Here is a 14,160-nt window from a genome sequence, read left to right on the forward strand (position 1 = left end):
TATAAACCGGGCAGAAGGTCACACAGGCCCCATACACCACTCCCGTGGACGTGAACCCGGCGCGAGGCGGCACTCGTGGAATTCGGAGTTCGTGTACTGACCGAGTCAGCCTCGATCACTACCGACGACGTGACCGAATTGCGCGCCCATGGATGGAGCGATCGGATCCTCGCCGAGGTCGTGGGCCTTGTCTCACTCAATCTACTGACCGGTGCCTTCAACCTCGTCGCCGGCATCAAGCCCGCCCCTGACGACGAGACACCCGATGCTCCAGCACGTCAGTGAACACCGAATGACTGAAGGGCACTGCACTAGATGTACTGACCGGGGACGTTGATCGAGATTCGCGTCCACGCGTTCGGTCGTCGGCAACTGCAACGGGGCTACGGCGTCGAGACCTACGAGACCAACCGCTCACCTGCGTGGCGATCTGATCTTGCGGGTTCGACCCCGCCGTCTGACTGGTTGATCTCCGCCCAGAGTGCATCGAGAGAAAGGCCGAGGACATCGGCGATCGCAGCGATGGTCGGGAAGGCAGGGGTGGCTACGCGACCGGACTCGATCTTTCGAAGAGTCTCCGGTGAGACACCTGCGTCCAGCGCGGTGCTGAGCATCGAGGTCTCCCCCCTGGCACGTCGCAGGAGGGCGCCGAGGCGCTGTCCGCGTTCGACCTCTGCGCGAGTGAGCGGCAACCTGACCATGACACCGATTCTAGTACCGGGATAGTATTACCGGGATAGTTATTGGTTGCACGGGGAAGGTGCCAGATGATCGAAATCTTGAACTCAACAGAACTGGCACGAGCCAGGGAGGCAGGTGCCCTGGTCGCCGGCATTTTGCAGACGCTGAAGAGCCGCTGCGAGGTGGGCACGAACCTCCGGGACATCAACCTGTGGGCCCAGGCCATGATCACCGAGGCCGGAGCGCAGTCCTGCTACGTCGACTACGAGCCGTCCTTCGGACGCGGGCCGTTCGGTCACTACATTTGCACGTCGGTCAACGATGCTGTGCTCCACGGGCTGCCCTACGACTACACGCTTGCCAACGGCGACCTCCTGACGCTCGACCTCGCCGTCTCCAAAGGCGGAGTTGTCGCGGACTCCGCCATCAGCTTCATCGTGGGCGACTCGAAGTCCTCGGAGAGCGTTGCGATGATCAGTGCGACCGAGCGCGCATTGAGCGCAGGGATTGCCGCGGCCCGTCCCGGAGCTCGCATCGGGGATATCTCCCATGCCATCGGCGCGGTCCTGAGCGAGGCGGGGTATCGGATCAACACCGAGTTCGGCGGTCATGGCGTCGGCTCGACGATGCACCAGGACCCGCACATCCAGAACATCGGGCGACCCGGTCGTGGATACAGGCTGCGCCCTGGGCTTCTGCTGGCATTGGAGCCGTGGGTCATGGCGGACACCGCCGAGCTCGTCACAGATACCGATGGCTGGACACTCCGAAGCGCGACGGGCTGCCGGACTGCACACAGTGAACACACGATCGCTATCACCAACGACGGAGCCGAAGTTCTCACCTTGCCGAAGCAGGCGCAGCCGTGAGACCACAGCGACCCGTGCTCCTCTTCTCCAAGAACTCCACCGCGAATCGTCGGTGCGACTTCCGGCGACACCCGTGAGCCGTGCGACTGCCTGGAGTAGCCGCACTTCGGGCCGTGTCGCCGACACGGTCTCTGGCGTGGTCAGTGGATACCTCTAGGAGGTATCCACCCGCCACGGAATATACCCCGTACGGGTATATGACGCAACATCTCGAGGAAACCAGGCCGATTTCGTCGCCACCTCCAGGGCGAGGGCAAAGTCGGGGACGGCGTCAACGACGCCACCCTTTCCAGGTCCGACCTCGGCCTCGCCATGAACTCCGGCACCGACGCCGGCCATCGAGGACGCCGACCTGACCTGGCCCGGCGACCTTCACGCGGCTGTCCATGTCATCCGCCGGCCCGCCGCACCACCGATCAAGGGCACCTGTTCTGGGCTTCGCCCCCAACATCGCCGCCCCCTCGTGGCTGCGATCCAGATCACATCCTGCCTTGAAATACCCCCTACCCGTATATGGTTCGTGACATCACACGAACCAAACGATCAGCGGAGGAGTGGGCAGAGATGAGCACCAGGACGCACACCGACCACGACGGAGCCACCCACGACACCGGGCATGCGGGCATGGCCCCCCGTGGTCTCGACGTCTCCCAGCACGGCTACACCCTTGCGGCCGAGACCGCGATCCTGCGCCCTGGGGAGACCGACTTCCGCTTTCAGATCCTCGGACCCGACGGACGGGCCGTCACCGCCGTCACCCCGATTCACGACAGGAAGCTCCACCTCATCGTCGTACGAGAGGACCTGACCGGCTTCTGGCACGTGCATCCGGTCGAGGAGGGCGACGGCATCTGGTCGGCGCGGCTGGCGCTGCCGGAGGCCGGCGCTTACCGGGCCTTCGCCGACATCGCCCCCGAAGCGCTGGGCGACGCCCTCACGCTCGGCGCGGACCTCGCGGTCACCGGCGTGGACGAGCCGCGGCCGGTACCCGAGCCCGCCACGAGTTTCTCGGTCGACGACTATGAGGTCGGCATCGAGGGCGAACTGGTGGCCGGCCAGGCCCGCAGAGTCACCCTCACCGTCAGCAAGGACGGCAGCCCCGTCACCGACCTGCAGCCCTACCTCGCCGCATACGGTCACCTCGTCGTGCTGCGCGTCGGGGACCTGGCGTATGTCCATGTCCACCCCGACGGCTCACCCGGCGACGGGGTGACCGAGGCCGGCCCCGGCATCACCTTCCACGCCCAGGTTCCCGGTCCCGGGACTTACCGGCTCTTCCTCGACTTCAAGCACGGTGACGTCGTCCGCACGGCGGCGTTCACCGCCATCACGAGGTAGGCCGCGCGATGGCGGCCACGTGGAGACGAGATCACCGAGGAGGCGACATGCCCTGTTGTCCACGCCCGACACGACGTTCACGTTCACCCCCTGACGCACCTCAAGGAGTTGTCTGAAATGAGAAGGATGCCACTGGCCCTTTGGGCCCTGGTCATCGCGGCCTTTGCCATGGGCGCCGACGAGTTCGTCGTCGCCGGCGTGGTCGAGGAGATCGCCGGTGCCCTCGACGTCAGCATCGGCGCCGTCGGATTGTTCGAAAGCGCGTACGCGATCGGTGTCGCAAGCTGCTGACGACACTGCTCGGCTACGGCGGGGTGTTCACCAGCTATGTCTATCTCGCCCCGCAGATCACTGAGGCGACCGGTCTCAGCGAGGCCTGGGTGACCCCGCTTTTCCTGCTCTTCGGAGTCGGCCTGTTCATCGGCAACCAGCTCGGCGGCAAGTTCGCCGACCGCAACCTCCGGGCCGCGCTGGTCACCACAGTGGGAAGCCTGGCAGTGATCTTGTTCGCCATGACCCTGCTCATCCAGAACCCGGTGACCGCCGTCATCGGCATCATGGCCTACAGCATCGCGGCCTTCTCCGTGGTGGCCCCCCTGCAGTTGCGGGTGATGGCCAAAGCGGGCGACGCCCCCGACATCGCCTCAGCGGCCAACATCTCCGCCTTCACCCTGGGCTCAGCGCTCGGGATCTGGCTCGGCGGTGCCGCCATCGACGGCGGACTCGGCGTGACCTCGGTCAACTGGGTAGGCGGCATCATCGCCGGCACCGGATTCATCCTGGCGCTGGTGTCCCTCTGGCTCGACCGGATCACCCCCGTGCAGCCTTCCAGGATCAGCCCGTCCAGCTGACCCACCAGTCACTGAGAACCGCTCCACCAGGCGGGCACCCGGACACCAGGGCGCCCGGATACCAGGGCGCCCGCCTGGTGGCGTGCGAAGTGCTCCTGCATCACCCGGCTTTCTCGGTCGGGGTCTTCGCCGTGATGGTGGGCCGGTACCGTACGTTCACGACCGACGTGGGTTCACCGCCGCCGAACCGGTGAAGGCGGATCGGCTCACTGCCGGGGTTGTCGTACAGCCGGATGCCCTCGCCGAGCAGGACCGGTGCGATATGCAGGTCGATCTCGTCGATCAGCCCCAGTTCGAGAAGCTGACGGCCGATGCTCGGAGAGAACACCTCGAGGTTCTTGCCGCCGGCCGCCGCCAGCCCGATCCGCACCGCCTCGGCCGGGTCACAGCTCAGGAACGTGACTCCGTCGGCAGGCGTGGCGTCCTCGGGATGGTGGGTGAGGATGAAGACCGGTCCGTCCCAGGCGCCGCCGTACGGCCGGTTGCCAGGCGCGGCGTCCCAGCCGTCCCGGCCACCCAGCACGGCGCCCGTGGTCCTGATGTACTCCTCAACCAGCCCGGGACGGCCCGAGATTCCGGTCATCATCCAGTCCATCTCGTGGTTCGGCCCAGCCACGAATCCGTCCAGTGACATGGTGAAGTGCCACAGCACCTTTCCGTCTGCGGTAGGCGGCTCGGTGTCGCTCATTCATCGCCTCCTGCGCGCACTGCTTGCCTCACGAACATTGAGACGGTGTCCGCAGGAAAAGCTCATCGGTCGAGGCTCGATGGCAGCTGAAACGCCGGGAAGAACGCCGGCTCGTGGAACGCGGTGATCTCTGCGATCCGGCCAGGTCAGGGCGGCGTCCGATCATCGGCACGAGAGTGCGTCGGTCGTGTCCGCTACGAACACTGACGTCCCCTCGAAACCAGGGACGGGCGAGCATGCGAGTCAGACAGTGATCAGCCGCGTCTCATCAGCCGTCCGACCGCCGCCATCATCTCAGCGGTCATCTCTTCGCCGCGTCCCTCCGCTGCGGCTGTCTGCACGCAGTGTCCAACGTGATCATCAAGAAGCCCGAGGGCGACCTTGTCCAGCGCCGCTTGGATCGCGGAGATCTGGGTGAGCACGTCGATGCAGTAGCGGTCCTGTTCGACCATGCCCTGGATGCCGCGGACCTGACCTTCGATTCGGCGTAGCCGCTTCTGCAACTGGTCTTTGTCGGCGCTGTAACCGCGGGTCGGTGTCTGTGTCGGTGAAGTCATGCTCTCAGTATATGGCAAAACCCCCGGGGGGTATGTTAGATTCTCGTTCGCAGAGCAGACAAGTACCCCTACGGCGTACCTGTAAGCATGCGCCGGCAGGCCGACGCGGTAGGGAACGGTCGGGTGGCTATGACGAAGGACACAGAGGAAGATACCCCGTAGGGGTATATATTCAGAAGAGTTCGAAGTGCCGGAACTAAGGAGACGAGAGATGACGACCACCGACTACATCGTCAAGGGAATGACGTGCGGGCACTGCGTGTCGGCCGTCAGCGCCGAGGTCGGGCAGATCCCCGGCGTGACCGATGTGAAGGCCGACCTGGCCACCGGCAGGGTCACCGTCACCAGCGACGCGCCACTGGACGAGCAGCCGGTTCGTGAAGCTGTCGACGAGGCCGGTTACGAACTTCAGGGCTGAGCTGACCAGAGCGAGCGCGATCCAGTGAGCGAGGTGGCCGGCCGGAAGGCGAGGCCGGCCACAAACCACCGAGGAAGGATGCGAGCGAAATGAATACCCCGACCAAACTGGGGGTGTACGTCGTGGGTCTGGCCGTCGTCTTCGGGGGCGCGGCGGCGATCGGCAACCTGACCGGCTCCCCCGGCGCCGCCGCCGAGAGCAAGCAGGCGGACGGTGGCCACGGTGGGCACGGCAACGATGAAGTGGCCGCGAACAAGACCGGCTCCGAGGTCCCGCGTGTTCCCGGGGGGCTGCAGGTCTCGCAGGACGGCTACACCCTGGTCCCGCAGGCGACGACCGTGCCTGCGGACGAGCGGACCGAATTCCGGTTCACGGTCACCGGCCAGGACGGGCGGCCCGTCACCCGCTACGTCCCCCTGCATGGCAAGAAGCTGCACCTCATCGTGGCGCGCCGGGACCTGTCAGGGTTCCAGCACCTGCACCCGACCGAGGTCGGGGGCGGGGTGTGGTCGGTGCCGCTCACACTGCCGGAAGCGGGGGTGTACCGAGTCTTCACCGACGTACAGCCAGAAGGCGCCGCCAAGCAGCTGACCTTGGGCACCGACGTCTCCGCGGCGGGCGACTACCGGCCCGAGGCGCTGCCGAAGGCCGAGCTGACCGCGCGGACCGGCGACTATGAAGTGAAGCTGACCGGCGCTCTCCAGCCCGGCAAGACCAGCAAACTGACCCTGTCGGTGAGCAGGGACGGCCGGCCGGTGACCGACCTGCAGCCCTACCTGGAGGCCTACGGGCACCTGGTCGCGCTGCGCGCCGGCGACCTGGCCTACCTCCACGTCCACCCGGACGGGGCGCCTGGTGACGGCAAGACCAAGCCGGGCCCGGAGATCACGTTCTATGCCGAGGTGCCCAGCTCCGGCGCGTACCGCCTGTATCTGGACTTCCAGCACGAGGGGAAGGTACGCACCGCCGAGTTCACCGCGGTCGCCGGAGCGGGCGGACCCGACCCGACACCGCAGCCCACCGCCGAGCCGTCCACTGCGGATGGCCACGACGCACACACCCACTGATACCCCACTGGCACTCCGCACGACCCTGAGGAGGACGCGATGACTTCCGGCGACACGTCCGGGCAGATCGAGCTGGCGATCGGTGGCATGACCTGCGCGTCCTGCGCCGCCCGTATCGAGAAGAAGCTCAACAAGATCGAAGGCGTGACCGCGACGGTCAACTACGCCACCGAGAAGGCCAAGGTCCTCATCCCCGACGGAGTGAGCGCCGAGGATCTGATCGCAACCGTCGAGAAGACCGGCTACACCGCCGCAGTACCCGAGCCGCCGCGCGTCGAGGCGCAGACCCGCGAGGGATCCGATGACCCGCGCGACGAGCTCCGGCCGCTGCGGCAACGGCTGATCACTTCGGTGGTGCTGTCGATTCCGATCATCGCGATGGCGATGGTTCCGGCGCTGCAGTTCGACAACTGGCAGTGGCTGTCGCTGACCCTGGCCGCGCCGGTGGTGACCTACGCGGGGTGGCCGTTCCACCGGGCCGCCTGGACCAACCTGCGGCATGGCGCGGCGACCATGGACACGCTGGTGTCGGTCGGCACGCTGGCCGCCTTCGGCTGGTCACTGTGGGCGCTGTTCTTCGGCAGCGCGGGCGACCCCGGCATGCGGCACGGTTTTGAGTTCAGCATGACCCGCGGCGACGGATCCATGAACATCTACCTCGAGGCCGCGGCCGGCGTGATCGCGTTCATCCTGGCCGGGCGGTACTTCGAGGCCCGCTCCAAGCGACGGGCGGGCGCCGCGCTGAAGGCACTGCTGGAGCTGGGTGCCAAGGAGGTATCGGTCCTGCGGGACGGTCGCGAGGAGCGGATCCCCGCCGGTCAGCTCACCGCAGGTGACGTCTTCGTCGTCCGCCCGGGTGAGAAGATCGCCACTGACGGCGTCGTCGAAGAGGGTTCGTCCGCTGTGGACGCCTCGCTGCTGACCGGTGAGTCCGTGCCGGTCGAGGTCAGTCCGGGCGACGCCGTGGTCGGTGCCACCGTGAACGCCGGCGGCCGGCTGCTGGTGCGCGCCACCCGGGTCGGCGCCGACACCCAGCTCGCGCAGATGGCCAGGCTGGTGGAGGAGGCGCAGACCGGCAAGGCCCAGGTCCAGCGCCTCGCCGACAAGATCTCCGGGATCTTCGTCCCGATCGTGATCGCCTTGTCGATCGCCACCCTCGGGTTCTGGCTCGGCACTGGAGCCGGCGTGGCCGCCGCCTTCACCGCCGCGGTCGCAGTGCTGATCATCGCCTGCCCATGCGCCCTCGGGCTGGCCACCCCCACCGCCCTCATGGTCGGTACAGGCCGCGGCGCCCAACTCGGCATCCTCATCAAAGGCCCCGAGGTACTGGAGTCGACTCATGCGATCGACACCGTGGTCCTGGACAAGACCGGCACCGTGACCACCGGCAAGATGGCACTGGTCGACGTCATCACCGCCGACGGCGTAGACGCCGACGAGGTACTGCGGCTGGCGGGTGCGCTCGAGGACGCCTCCGAACACCCGATCGCCCAGGCCATCGCCAAGGGCGCCACCGAGCGCGTCGGTGCCCTCGGCACCGTTGAGGACTTCGCCAACATCGAAGGCCTGGGCGTCCAAGGCCTGGTCGATGGCCGAGGAGTCCTTGCGGGCCGCCCACAGCTGCTGGCCGAATGGTCACAGCACCTCACCCCGGAGCTGGAGCAGGCGATGGCCGCCGCACAGCAGCGCGGCCACACAGCGGTCGCGGTCGGCTGGGACGGCGCCGCCCGGGCCGTGATCACGGTCGCCGACCAGGTCAAGCCGACCTCGGCGGAGGCGATCACGCAGCTGCGCGCGCTTGGTCTGAAGCCGGTACTGCTGACCGGCGACAACGAGACCGTCGCCCGTACGGTGGCCGAGGTGGTCGGGATCGAAGAGGTCATCGCCGAGGTCCTGCCCGCCGACAAGGTCGACGTGGTCAAGCGGCTGCAGTCCGAGGGCCGTACGGTCGCGATGGTCGGCGACGGCGTCAACGACGCCGCCGCACTGGCCCAGGCCGACCTCGGCCTGGCCATGGGCACCGGCACCGACGTGGCCATCGAGGCCTCCGACCTCACCCTCGTACGAGGCGACCTACGGGCCGCGGCCGACGCCATCCGCCTGTCCCGCCGCACGCTGCGCACCATCAAGGGCAACCTGTTCTGGGCCTTCGCCTACAACGTCGCAGCCCTGCCGCTGGCCGCCACCGGCCTGCTCAACCCAATGATCGCCGGAGCCGCCATGGCCTTCTCCTCGGTCTTCGTCGTCAGCAACAGCCTCCGGCTACGCGGCTTCAAACCACTCAGCCGCGACGCCGCCCCAACCCCTGCAACGGGTGCCCCCGCCCGCGAGACCGTCCCAGCTGCACGCTGACCGCACCGATCGACCCGGCCGGCCCGACATCACCGTCGGGCCGGCCGGGGGTTCAGCGAAGCGCCTCGGTGCCTATCCGCTCGGCGAGCATGGCCTGGAAGTGGGCGCAGCTGGTGAAGTCCTCATGATCGCAATCGAGAGCGCAGTCGATGAGGTCCAGCGATGCCTGCGCCTCGGCTATCCGCCGCGCCAGCCCGGTGCGGTGGCGCCGCAGGACGGCATCTCGCTCCACCGGGTCACGGGCGATGATCATCTCCCGGATGTCGTCGAGGCCGAAACCTGCTTCCTTGGCACGCAGGATCACCGCGACCCGATAGAGGTCGTCTTGGCCGTAGCGCCGGCGGCCGCTGCACCGGGCGGGCGACAGCAGGCCCATGGACTCCCAGTGCCGCAGCACATGTGTCGCCAGTCCGAACCGCTCGGCGATCTCACCGATGCCCACCAGGTCGCCACCGCTTGACTTCATGTCGGCATTAAGTCGCACCATGTCGTCCATGTCCACCAACGAAATCCAAGACGTCCAAGCCGTCGATGCACACGCGCTCATTTCGCTGCTGGATGCGGTCGACGCCTTCCCCGGCGCGGCCGAACTGCGAGCCCGTTCCTACCAGCTCCTCCAGTTGGCGGCGGGCGCACGGGTGGTCGATGTTGGCTGTGGCACCGGAAGAGCCGCCGCGGAAATGACCGATCAGGGCGCAAGAGCGGTCGGCGTCGACATCAGCGAGCAGATGGTCACGGTGGCACGAGAGCGCTGGAGCGGCCCCGACTTCCGCACCGCGGCCGCTTACGAACTACCGTTCGGCGACGGTGAACTAGCCGGCTACCGAGCCGACAAGGTCTACCACGAGCTCGATGACCCGGCCCGGGCGCTGACGCAAGCGCGGCGCGTGCTCAGCCCCGGCGGCCGCATCGTGCTCCTCGGCCAGGACTGGGACACCTTCGTCATCGACTCGGCCGACCCAGCGCTCACCCGGACCATCGTGCACGCACGCGCCGACACCATTCCCGGCCCACACGCCGCCCGCCGCTACCGCAACCTGCTGCTCGACACCGGCTTCACCGACGTCACCCTCGAGGCGCACACCGGAGTGTTCACCGACCAGATGATGCTGCCCATGCTGTCGGGACTCGCCGACGCCGCCCGCGCCGGCGGAGCGATCACCGGTGAACAGGCTGAGGCATGGACCGCCGAACAGGCTGAGCGTGGGCAGGACGGACGGCTGTTCCTGGCAATCCCAATGTTCCTCGCGGCCGGGACTCGGCCCTGAGGCGCAACGGGCAGGCCCATCACCCCGCAGGCGGTGCTTTCCCGGGGTTATGCGATTCGGACGGCTCCGGCCCAGGGGCGGCCGGTGAGCGGGCTGATCTTCACCACGTCGCCGGTCTGCGGGGCGTGGACCATCTTGCCGTTGCCGATGTACATGCCCATGTGGTGCAGGTCGGTGTGGAAGAACACCAGGTCACCTGGCCTGAGCTGGTCCCTGGTGACGCGGGTGCCGGCGTTGAACTGGCTGCCGGTGTAGTGGGGAAGGCTGATGCCCACCTGCGCGTAGGCGAAGAGGGTGAGCCCGGAGCAGTCGAATCCCTTGATATTCGCGCCTTGCGCGACACCGAAGGTCGGGCCAGAGGGGCCGCCACCGCCCCAGGAGTAGGGGGTCCCGAGCCTCGCCAGCGCCGCCTCGACGGCGCCCAGCGCCTTGGCCGATGCGCTGCCTGGAGCAATGTTCGGTATCGGTCCGCCGGTGGAGCGTTGCCCAGTGCCGAGCTTGCTCTCCACCTTCGACAGCGCCTTCTGCACCGACCGTTGTTTGCGGCGCGCCTCGCCTGTCAGGCGGTTGACCTGGTCGGCGCGTTGTTCGGCCGCTTTGCGGGCTCGGGTCGCGGCCTGCATGGTCTGCAGCAGCGCGGAGACGTGGGTTCCGTTCTGCTCGGCGAAGTAGTTCAGGGTGGCGGAGCGGTCCAGCAGCGCTTGGGGGTCGGTCGAGGTCGCCAAGGTGATCGTAGGGTCCACGCCCCCGTTCTTATAGCTGTCGGCTGCCACTTGAGCGACTTTGGCGCGTGCCTCTTCCAGGGCCTGCTGCTGACGTACGGCGTTGGCTTTGGCGATCTTCGCAGCGCGCTCAGCTTGCTGGAGGCGCACGCGCAGGCCGTTGTACTGCTCGGTGAGCTGCTCAGCCTGGTCGGCCAGCTTTTCCTGTTGTGCGGTCAGTTCGCGGCGCGAGGGGGTCGGCTCTGCCGACGCCTGCGTCATCGGCAGGACCGTGGTCAAGGTCACGGCCGCCGAAATGGACCAGGTCGCCACGGCTTTACCGCGGCGCGGCGCGCCTTGTCTACGGCCATCGACCCGTCGTCGCTCCATGCATGTCCTCTCCTCTGCCGCCTACCGGGTTAGCTGACGGGTTCGGGCCGGAGTCGCCCTACCGCTCATCGCGAGCGGATTCACCCCGGGCTGATATGGGGTCCCCGGTTCCAGGACCTTGTGGTCCGGTGGATTCGGCGTAGCCGTCGCTGCTCCCGGGCGGAGCGTGGCGCGATGGCTCCTACGAAGCGTAGGAGAGCGGATGCGCTTATGCCACCCAAGTGACCTGATTCACGCAAACCACCACAGAGTCAACAGGGCAGCAAGAGCCCCACAACCACCGTGATGACCGCGAAGGGGGCACCGATGGCGCAGGTGAAGAACGCCCACGCCGCCGTGCGCCTGGCCCGTGACAGTCGCCTCGCCGGCACATCCAGGCGAGCGAGCCGCCGCGTCAACGTCCGCCCATCGGAGCCTGTGGCGGCCAGAGCGCCGGCCGCTCCGGGGGCGATGGCGAGCTTGCGCAAGGCCCCGGCCAAGGCCGGACGCCCGCATCTGCGAGCGGCCACGTCGTCGGCGGCCATCTCGAGCAACAGCGGAAGACTCGCGCCGGCCCGGCGTACGGTCGGCAGCCAGGGCAGCAGCACATAGGCCAAGTCGAGCAGGAGCAGCAAGGCGTGATGCCGCTGCCGTAGATGGGCCCGTTCATGAGCCAGCACCGCCTTGAGCTGCGCGGCAGTCAACCTGTCCCGCGCCCCCGTGCTGATGACGATGCAACCACGCCGCGAGGGCAGGCAGTAGGCCACCGGGACAGGATGCTCGAGGACCAGCACATCGGCGTGCTCGCCGTCTTCACGGGCGATCAGGCCCAGCATCTGCCGATGCCGCCGCCGATGCGTCATCGCCCGCCACAGCCGAGGTAGGCCACGCGCGAGCCGAACGGCACAAGCGAAAAGGGTCACGGCACCAACGCCCGCAGCGAGGGCGACTCCGCTGTGCCGGTGAGCGTGCACGCAGTCGTGCAGCCACTCGAGCAGGCCATGGCCGGGGGCGGGTGACCGCAGCAACGCCACCGCAACCGCCCCGGTGAGCCCTGCGAATGTGCCACTCAAAGCCGCTATCCAGCATGCGATCGCGATCGCGGGGTTGGCGACCGGCCAGCCAGGCCTGTCCAGCACCGGGCCTGCCACGCACCCGAGCGCGACGACGGAGACGATCAGACCGGCCGCAACGACAAGGAACATCCGTCAGGTTCCCGGCTCATCGATCGCGCGTTCACGCAGTGCGTCGAACAGATGCCGGGCGTCTTGGGCATCCACGCTTTCGGCGAAACGCGCCAGCATCGCAGCGTGATCTGAGGACTCGGTCAGCGCATCCAGCATCAGCTCAACAGCGTGCTCATCGCGGGTCCGGGTCGGCAGGTACCGGAACGCCTGGCCATCGGGGACCCGCCGCAGCAGCCCCTTGCGGGAAAGCCGTTCGGCTACGGTCTGAACCGTGTTGTAGGCCAGCGGCCTGTCCGCACCCTCATTGACCTTGACCAGCAGCTCACGAATCCGAAGTCCGTCAGGCACCTCCCACAACGCGTTCATGATCGCGCGCTCGAGCGGCCCGCCCAAACCTCCCATGAAGCACCTCCACCCGCCATTCTGATGGAAGACGACCGGACGTGAACGCGTGCGGTGAACAGCGGCGGCGGCCGCTGTTCACCGCCGCTGAGCGACAGGCCCGGCCTGATGTCGCCGTCACATACTCGGCTATGGCGCATAACCGGGCAGGGCGCCGCCATCAGAACGCCTGACCTCCCGCGAGGAGCCAGCAGGGCGTCTCACCGATGGCACGCATCTGACAAGGTCCTACGGCTTGTAGGATCTGATGTCATGTCGGTACCGCAGCCGTTGCGGCTCCACTGGTACGGGCCGGTCGCGTGGACGGCGCTGCTGATCGCGCTCCTGACAGGTCTGCTCGCCATGCACGGCTTGCAGGCGTCGGCGAGCCCGAATGACAGCTCCGGTATCCCGGCCAACCTGGTGACCTCGATGGTGGCCGCGGACCGGCACGCCGATCATCCATCGCAGCACGCCACCGAAAATGATCCGTCTCAGCATGCGCCGGCGCACAAGCACCCAGGCGGGCAGGTGTGTCTGGGCCTGTTGATCCTGTTCCTTTTGGTTGTGCTGCCACCCGGTGGCCGTCACCGATGGCCGCGGCGGTCGGTCACCGTCCGCTCGATCCTGGCATCGCGCCAACGCGACGGCGGCAGACCACCGCCTCCGTCGCTGTCTCAACTGTCGGTGTTGCGGACGTGACAGACGTCGCGGCGTGTGCGTTCGCCGCGACATCTGCCAATTCACACCCTCAACACGGAAGGATCACCGCGTCATGAAGCGCGCATTCGCCATGCTCGTGATTCCGGTCGCCGGATTCACCCTTGCCGCCTGCGGTGGCACCAACGACGGGTCGGACTCCATGTCCGGTCACGCCATGAGCACGACCTCCGCTCCGGCGCCCTCGGCGGCCGGCCAGCACAACGACCAGGACATCAAGTTCGCCCAGGGGATGATCCCCCACCACCAGCAAGCGATCCAGATGGCCGAGCTGGCCAGCTCCCGAGCCTCGATGTCCGAGGTCGAACAGCTGGCAACAGCGATCAAGGCCTCTCAGGGCCCCGAGATTCAGCAGATGACGGGCTGGCTCAACAGCTGGAACGCGACCGTACCCTCTCCGGACATGCACGTGGGTCATGACATGGGCGACGGCATGATGTCCGTCCAGGACATGGAAAAGCTCGAAAAGCTGTCGGGCTCGAGATTCGACAAGGCGTTCCTCACCATGATGATCGAACACCACCAGGGCGCCATCACGATGGCCAAGACCGAGCAGGCCGGCGGAATGTCCAGCGCGGCCAAGTCCCTGGCCGACGCCATCGTCACCTCACAGTCCACGGAGATCACCACGATGCGGGCCCTGCTCAAAAAGATGTAGCCCGCACCTGGATCGACGCCGAGCTTGCACTGGGCTCTACTGTCGTGGGGGGCGC

General features: G+C 67.4%; 18 protein-coding genes and 1 riboswitch. Of the genes, 11 read left to right on the plus strand and 7 right to left on the minus strand.

From position 1 onward, the window contains the following. Positions 1-129 precede the first annotated feature (129 nt). Complete coding sequence (locus tag HKK74_RS38300; protein ID WP_187248340.1) at positions 130-285, plus strand: hypothetical protein; 156 nt, start codon at positions 130-132, stop codon at positions 283-285. A gap of 113 nt (positions 286-398) precedes the next feature. Here the strand turns inward: HKK74_RS38300 and HKK74_RS38305 are convergent, their stop codons facing one another. Next, positions 399-701 (minus strand): helix-turn-helix domain-containing protein, encoded by a 303-nt coding sequence (locus HKK74_RS38305; RefSeq protein WP_187248341.1) that lies wholly within the window; start codon positions 699-701, stop codon positions 399-401. Positions 702-767: 66 nt separating this feature from the next. Between HKK74_RS38305 and map the strand changes: the two genes are divergently transcribed. From map to HKK74_RS38325, 4 genes are all read left to right on the plus strand, one after another. Next, the gene (map, locus tag HKK74_RS38310) at positions 768-1,550 is read left to right on the plus strand and encodes a type I methionyl aminopeptidase (protein WP_187248342.1); all 783 of its coding nucleotides are present in this window, start codon (positions 768-770) and stop codon (positions 1,548-1,550) included. 564 nt (positions 1,551-2,114) lie between these two features. Continuing rightward, on the plus strand, positions 2,115-2,888 hold the full coding sequence (locus HKK74_RS38315; protein WP_187248343.1) for a DUF8832 domain-containing protein: 774 nt from the start codon (positions 2,115-2,117) through the stop codon (positions 2,886-2,888). 117 nt (positions 2,889-3,005) lie between these two features. Beyond that, positions 3,006-3,179 carry an MFS transporter gene (locus HKK74_RS38320; protein ID WP_187248344.1) on the plus strand — a complete coding sequence of 58 codons (174 nt, stop codon included), beginning with the start codon at positions 3,006-3,008 and terminating at the stop codon, positions 3,177-3,179. After that, positions 3,173-3,739 (plus strand): MFS transporter, encoded by a 567-nt coding sequence (locus HKK74_RS38325; protein WP_376771592.1) that lies wholly within the window; start codon positions 3,173-3,175, stop codon positions 3,737-3,739. The genes HKK74_RS38320 and HKK74_RS38325 overlap by 7 nt, the downstream gene beginning before the upstream one ends. Before the next feature lie 100 nt (positions 3,740-3,839). Here the strand turns inward: HKK74_RS38325 and HKK74_RS38330 are convergent, their stop codons facing one another. Both HKK74_RS38330 and HKK74_RS38335 read right to left on the minus strand, forming a co-directional pair. Then, positions 3,840-4,427, minus strand: a complete 588-nt coding sequence (locus tag HKK74_RS38330) for a dihydrofolate reductase family protein (protein ID WP_187248346.1) — start codon at positions 4,425-4,427, stop codon at positions 3,840-3,842. A 254-nt stretch (positions 4,428-4,681) separates the two neighbouring features. Beyond that, positions 4,682-4,984 carry a metal-sensitive transcriptional regulator gene (locus HKK74_RS38335; protein WP_187248347.1) on the minus strand — a complete coding sequence of 101 codons (303 nt, stop codon included), beginning with the start codon at positions 4,982-4,984 and terminating at the stop codon, positions 4,682-4,684. A gap of 211 nt (positions 4,985-5,195) precedes the next feature. Between HKK74_RS38335 and HKK74_RS38340 the strand changes: the two genes are divergently transcribed. From HKK74_RS38340 to HKK74_RS38350, 3 genes are all read left to right on the plus strand, one after another. Further along, on the plus strand, positions 5,196-5,402 hold the full coding sequence (locus HKK74_RS38340; protein WP_187248348.1) for a heavy-metal-associated domain-containing protein: 207 nt from the start codon (positions 5,196-5,198) through the stop codon (positions 5,400-5,402). Positions 5,403-5,491: 89 nt separating this feature from the next. Beyond that, complete coding sequence (locus HKK74_RS38345) at positions 5,492-6,469, plus strand: DUF8832 domain-containing protein (protein ID WP_187248349.1); 978 nt, start codon at positions 5,492-5,494, stop codon at positions 6,467-6,469. Positions 6,470-6,508: 39 nt separating this feature from the next. Then, complete coding sequence (locus tag HKK74_RS38350; protein ID WP_187248350.1) at positions 6,509-8,821, plus strand: heavy metal translocating P-type ATPase; 2,313 nt, start codon at positions 6,509-6,511, stop codon at positions 8,819-8,821. Positions 8,822-8,873: 52 nt separating this feature from the next. On the opposite strand, the gene HKK74_RS38355 is transcribed toward HKK74_RS38350, so the two are convergent. Next, positions 8,874-9,287, minus strand: coding sequence for a helix-turn-helix domain-containing protein (locus HKK74_RS38355; protein ID WP_187248351.1), 414 nt, complete (start codon positions 9,285-9,287; stop codon positions 8,874-8,876). A gap of 28 nt (positions 9,288-9,315) precedes the next feature. On the opposite strand from HKK74_RS38355, the gene HKK74_RS38360 reads away from it, so the two are divergent. Further along, on the plus strand, positions 9,316-10,089 hold the full coding sequence (locus HKK74_RS38360; protein WP_187248352.1) for a methyltransferase domain-containing protein: 774 nt from the start codon (positions 9,316-9,318) through the stop codon (positions 10,087-10,089). Between the two features lie 47 nt (positions 10,090-10,136). On the opposite strand, the gene HKK74_RS38365 is transcribed toward HKK74_RS38360, so the two are convergent. From HKK74_RS38365 to HKK74_RS38375, 3 genes are all read right to left on the minus strand, one after another. Then, positions 10,137-11,180 carry a C40 family peptidase gene (locus tag HKK74_RS38365; RefSeq protein WP_187248353.1) on the minus strand — a complete coding sequence of 348 codons (1,044 nt, stop codon included), beginning with the start codon at positions 11,178-11,180 and terminating at the stop codon, positions 10,137-10,139. A gap of 2 nt (positions 11,181-11,182) precedes the next feature. Beyond that, a riboswitch (cyclic di-AMP (ydaO/yuaA leader) is annotated at positions 11,183-11,330 on the minus strand. A gap of 101 nt (positions 11,331-11,431) precedes the next feature. After that, a complete protein-coding gene (locus tag HKK74_RS38370) occupies positions 11,432-12,364 on the minus strand; it encodes a M56 family metallopeptidase (RefSeq protein ID WP_187248354.1) in 933 nt (310 codons plus the stop codon). Between the two features lie 3 nt (positions 12,365-12,367). Beyond that, positions 12,368-12,748 (minus strand): BlaI/MecI/CopY family transcriptional regulator, encoded by a 381-nt coding sequence (locus HKK74_RS38375; RefSeq protein WP_187248355.1) that lies wholly within the window; start codon positions 12,746-12,748, stop codon positions 12,368-12,370. 252 nt (positions 12,749-13,000) lie between these two features. On the opposite strand from HKK74_RS38375, the gene HKK74_RS38380 reads away from it, so the two are divergent. Both HKK74_RS38380 and HKK74_RS38385 read left to right on the plus strand, forming a co-directional pair. Then, on the plus strand, positions 13,001-13,429 hold the full coding sequence (locus tag HKK74_RS38380) for a DUF6153 family protein (protein ID WP_187248356.1): 429 nt from the start codon (positions 13,001-13,003) through the stop codon (positions 13,427-13,429). 73 nt (positions 13,430-13,502) lie between these two features. Continuing rightward, entirely contained in the window at positions 13,503-14,105 is a 603-nt protein-coding gene (locus HKK74_RS38385) for a DUF305 domain-containing protein (RefSeq protein WP_187248357.1), read from the plus strand. Positions 14,106-14,160: the final 55 nt, after the last annotated feature.

This window comes from Actinomadura alba (assembly GCF_014323705.1).
In the GTDB taxonomy this organism is placed as follows: Bacteria; Actinomycetota; Actinomycetes; order Streptosporangiales; family Streptosporangiaceae; genus Actinomadura_C; species Actinomadura_C alba.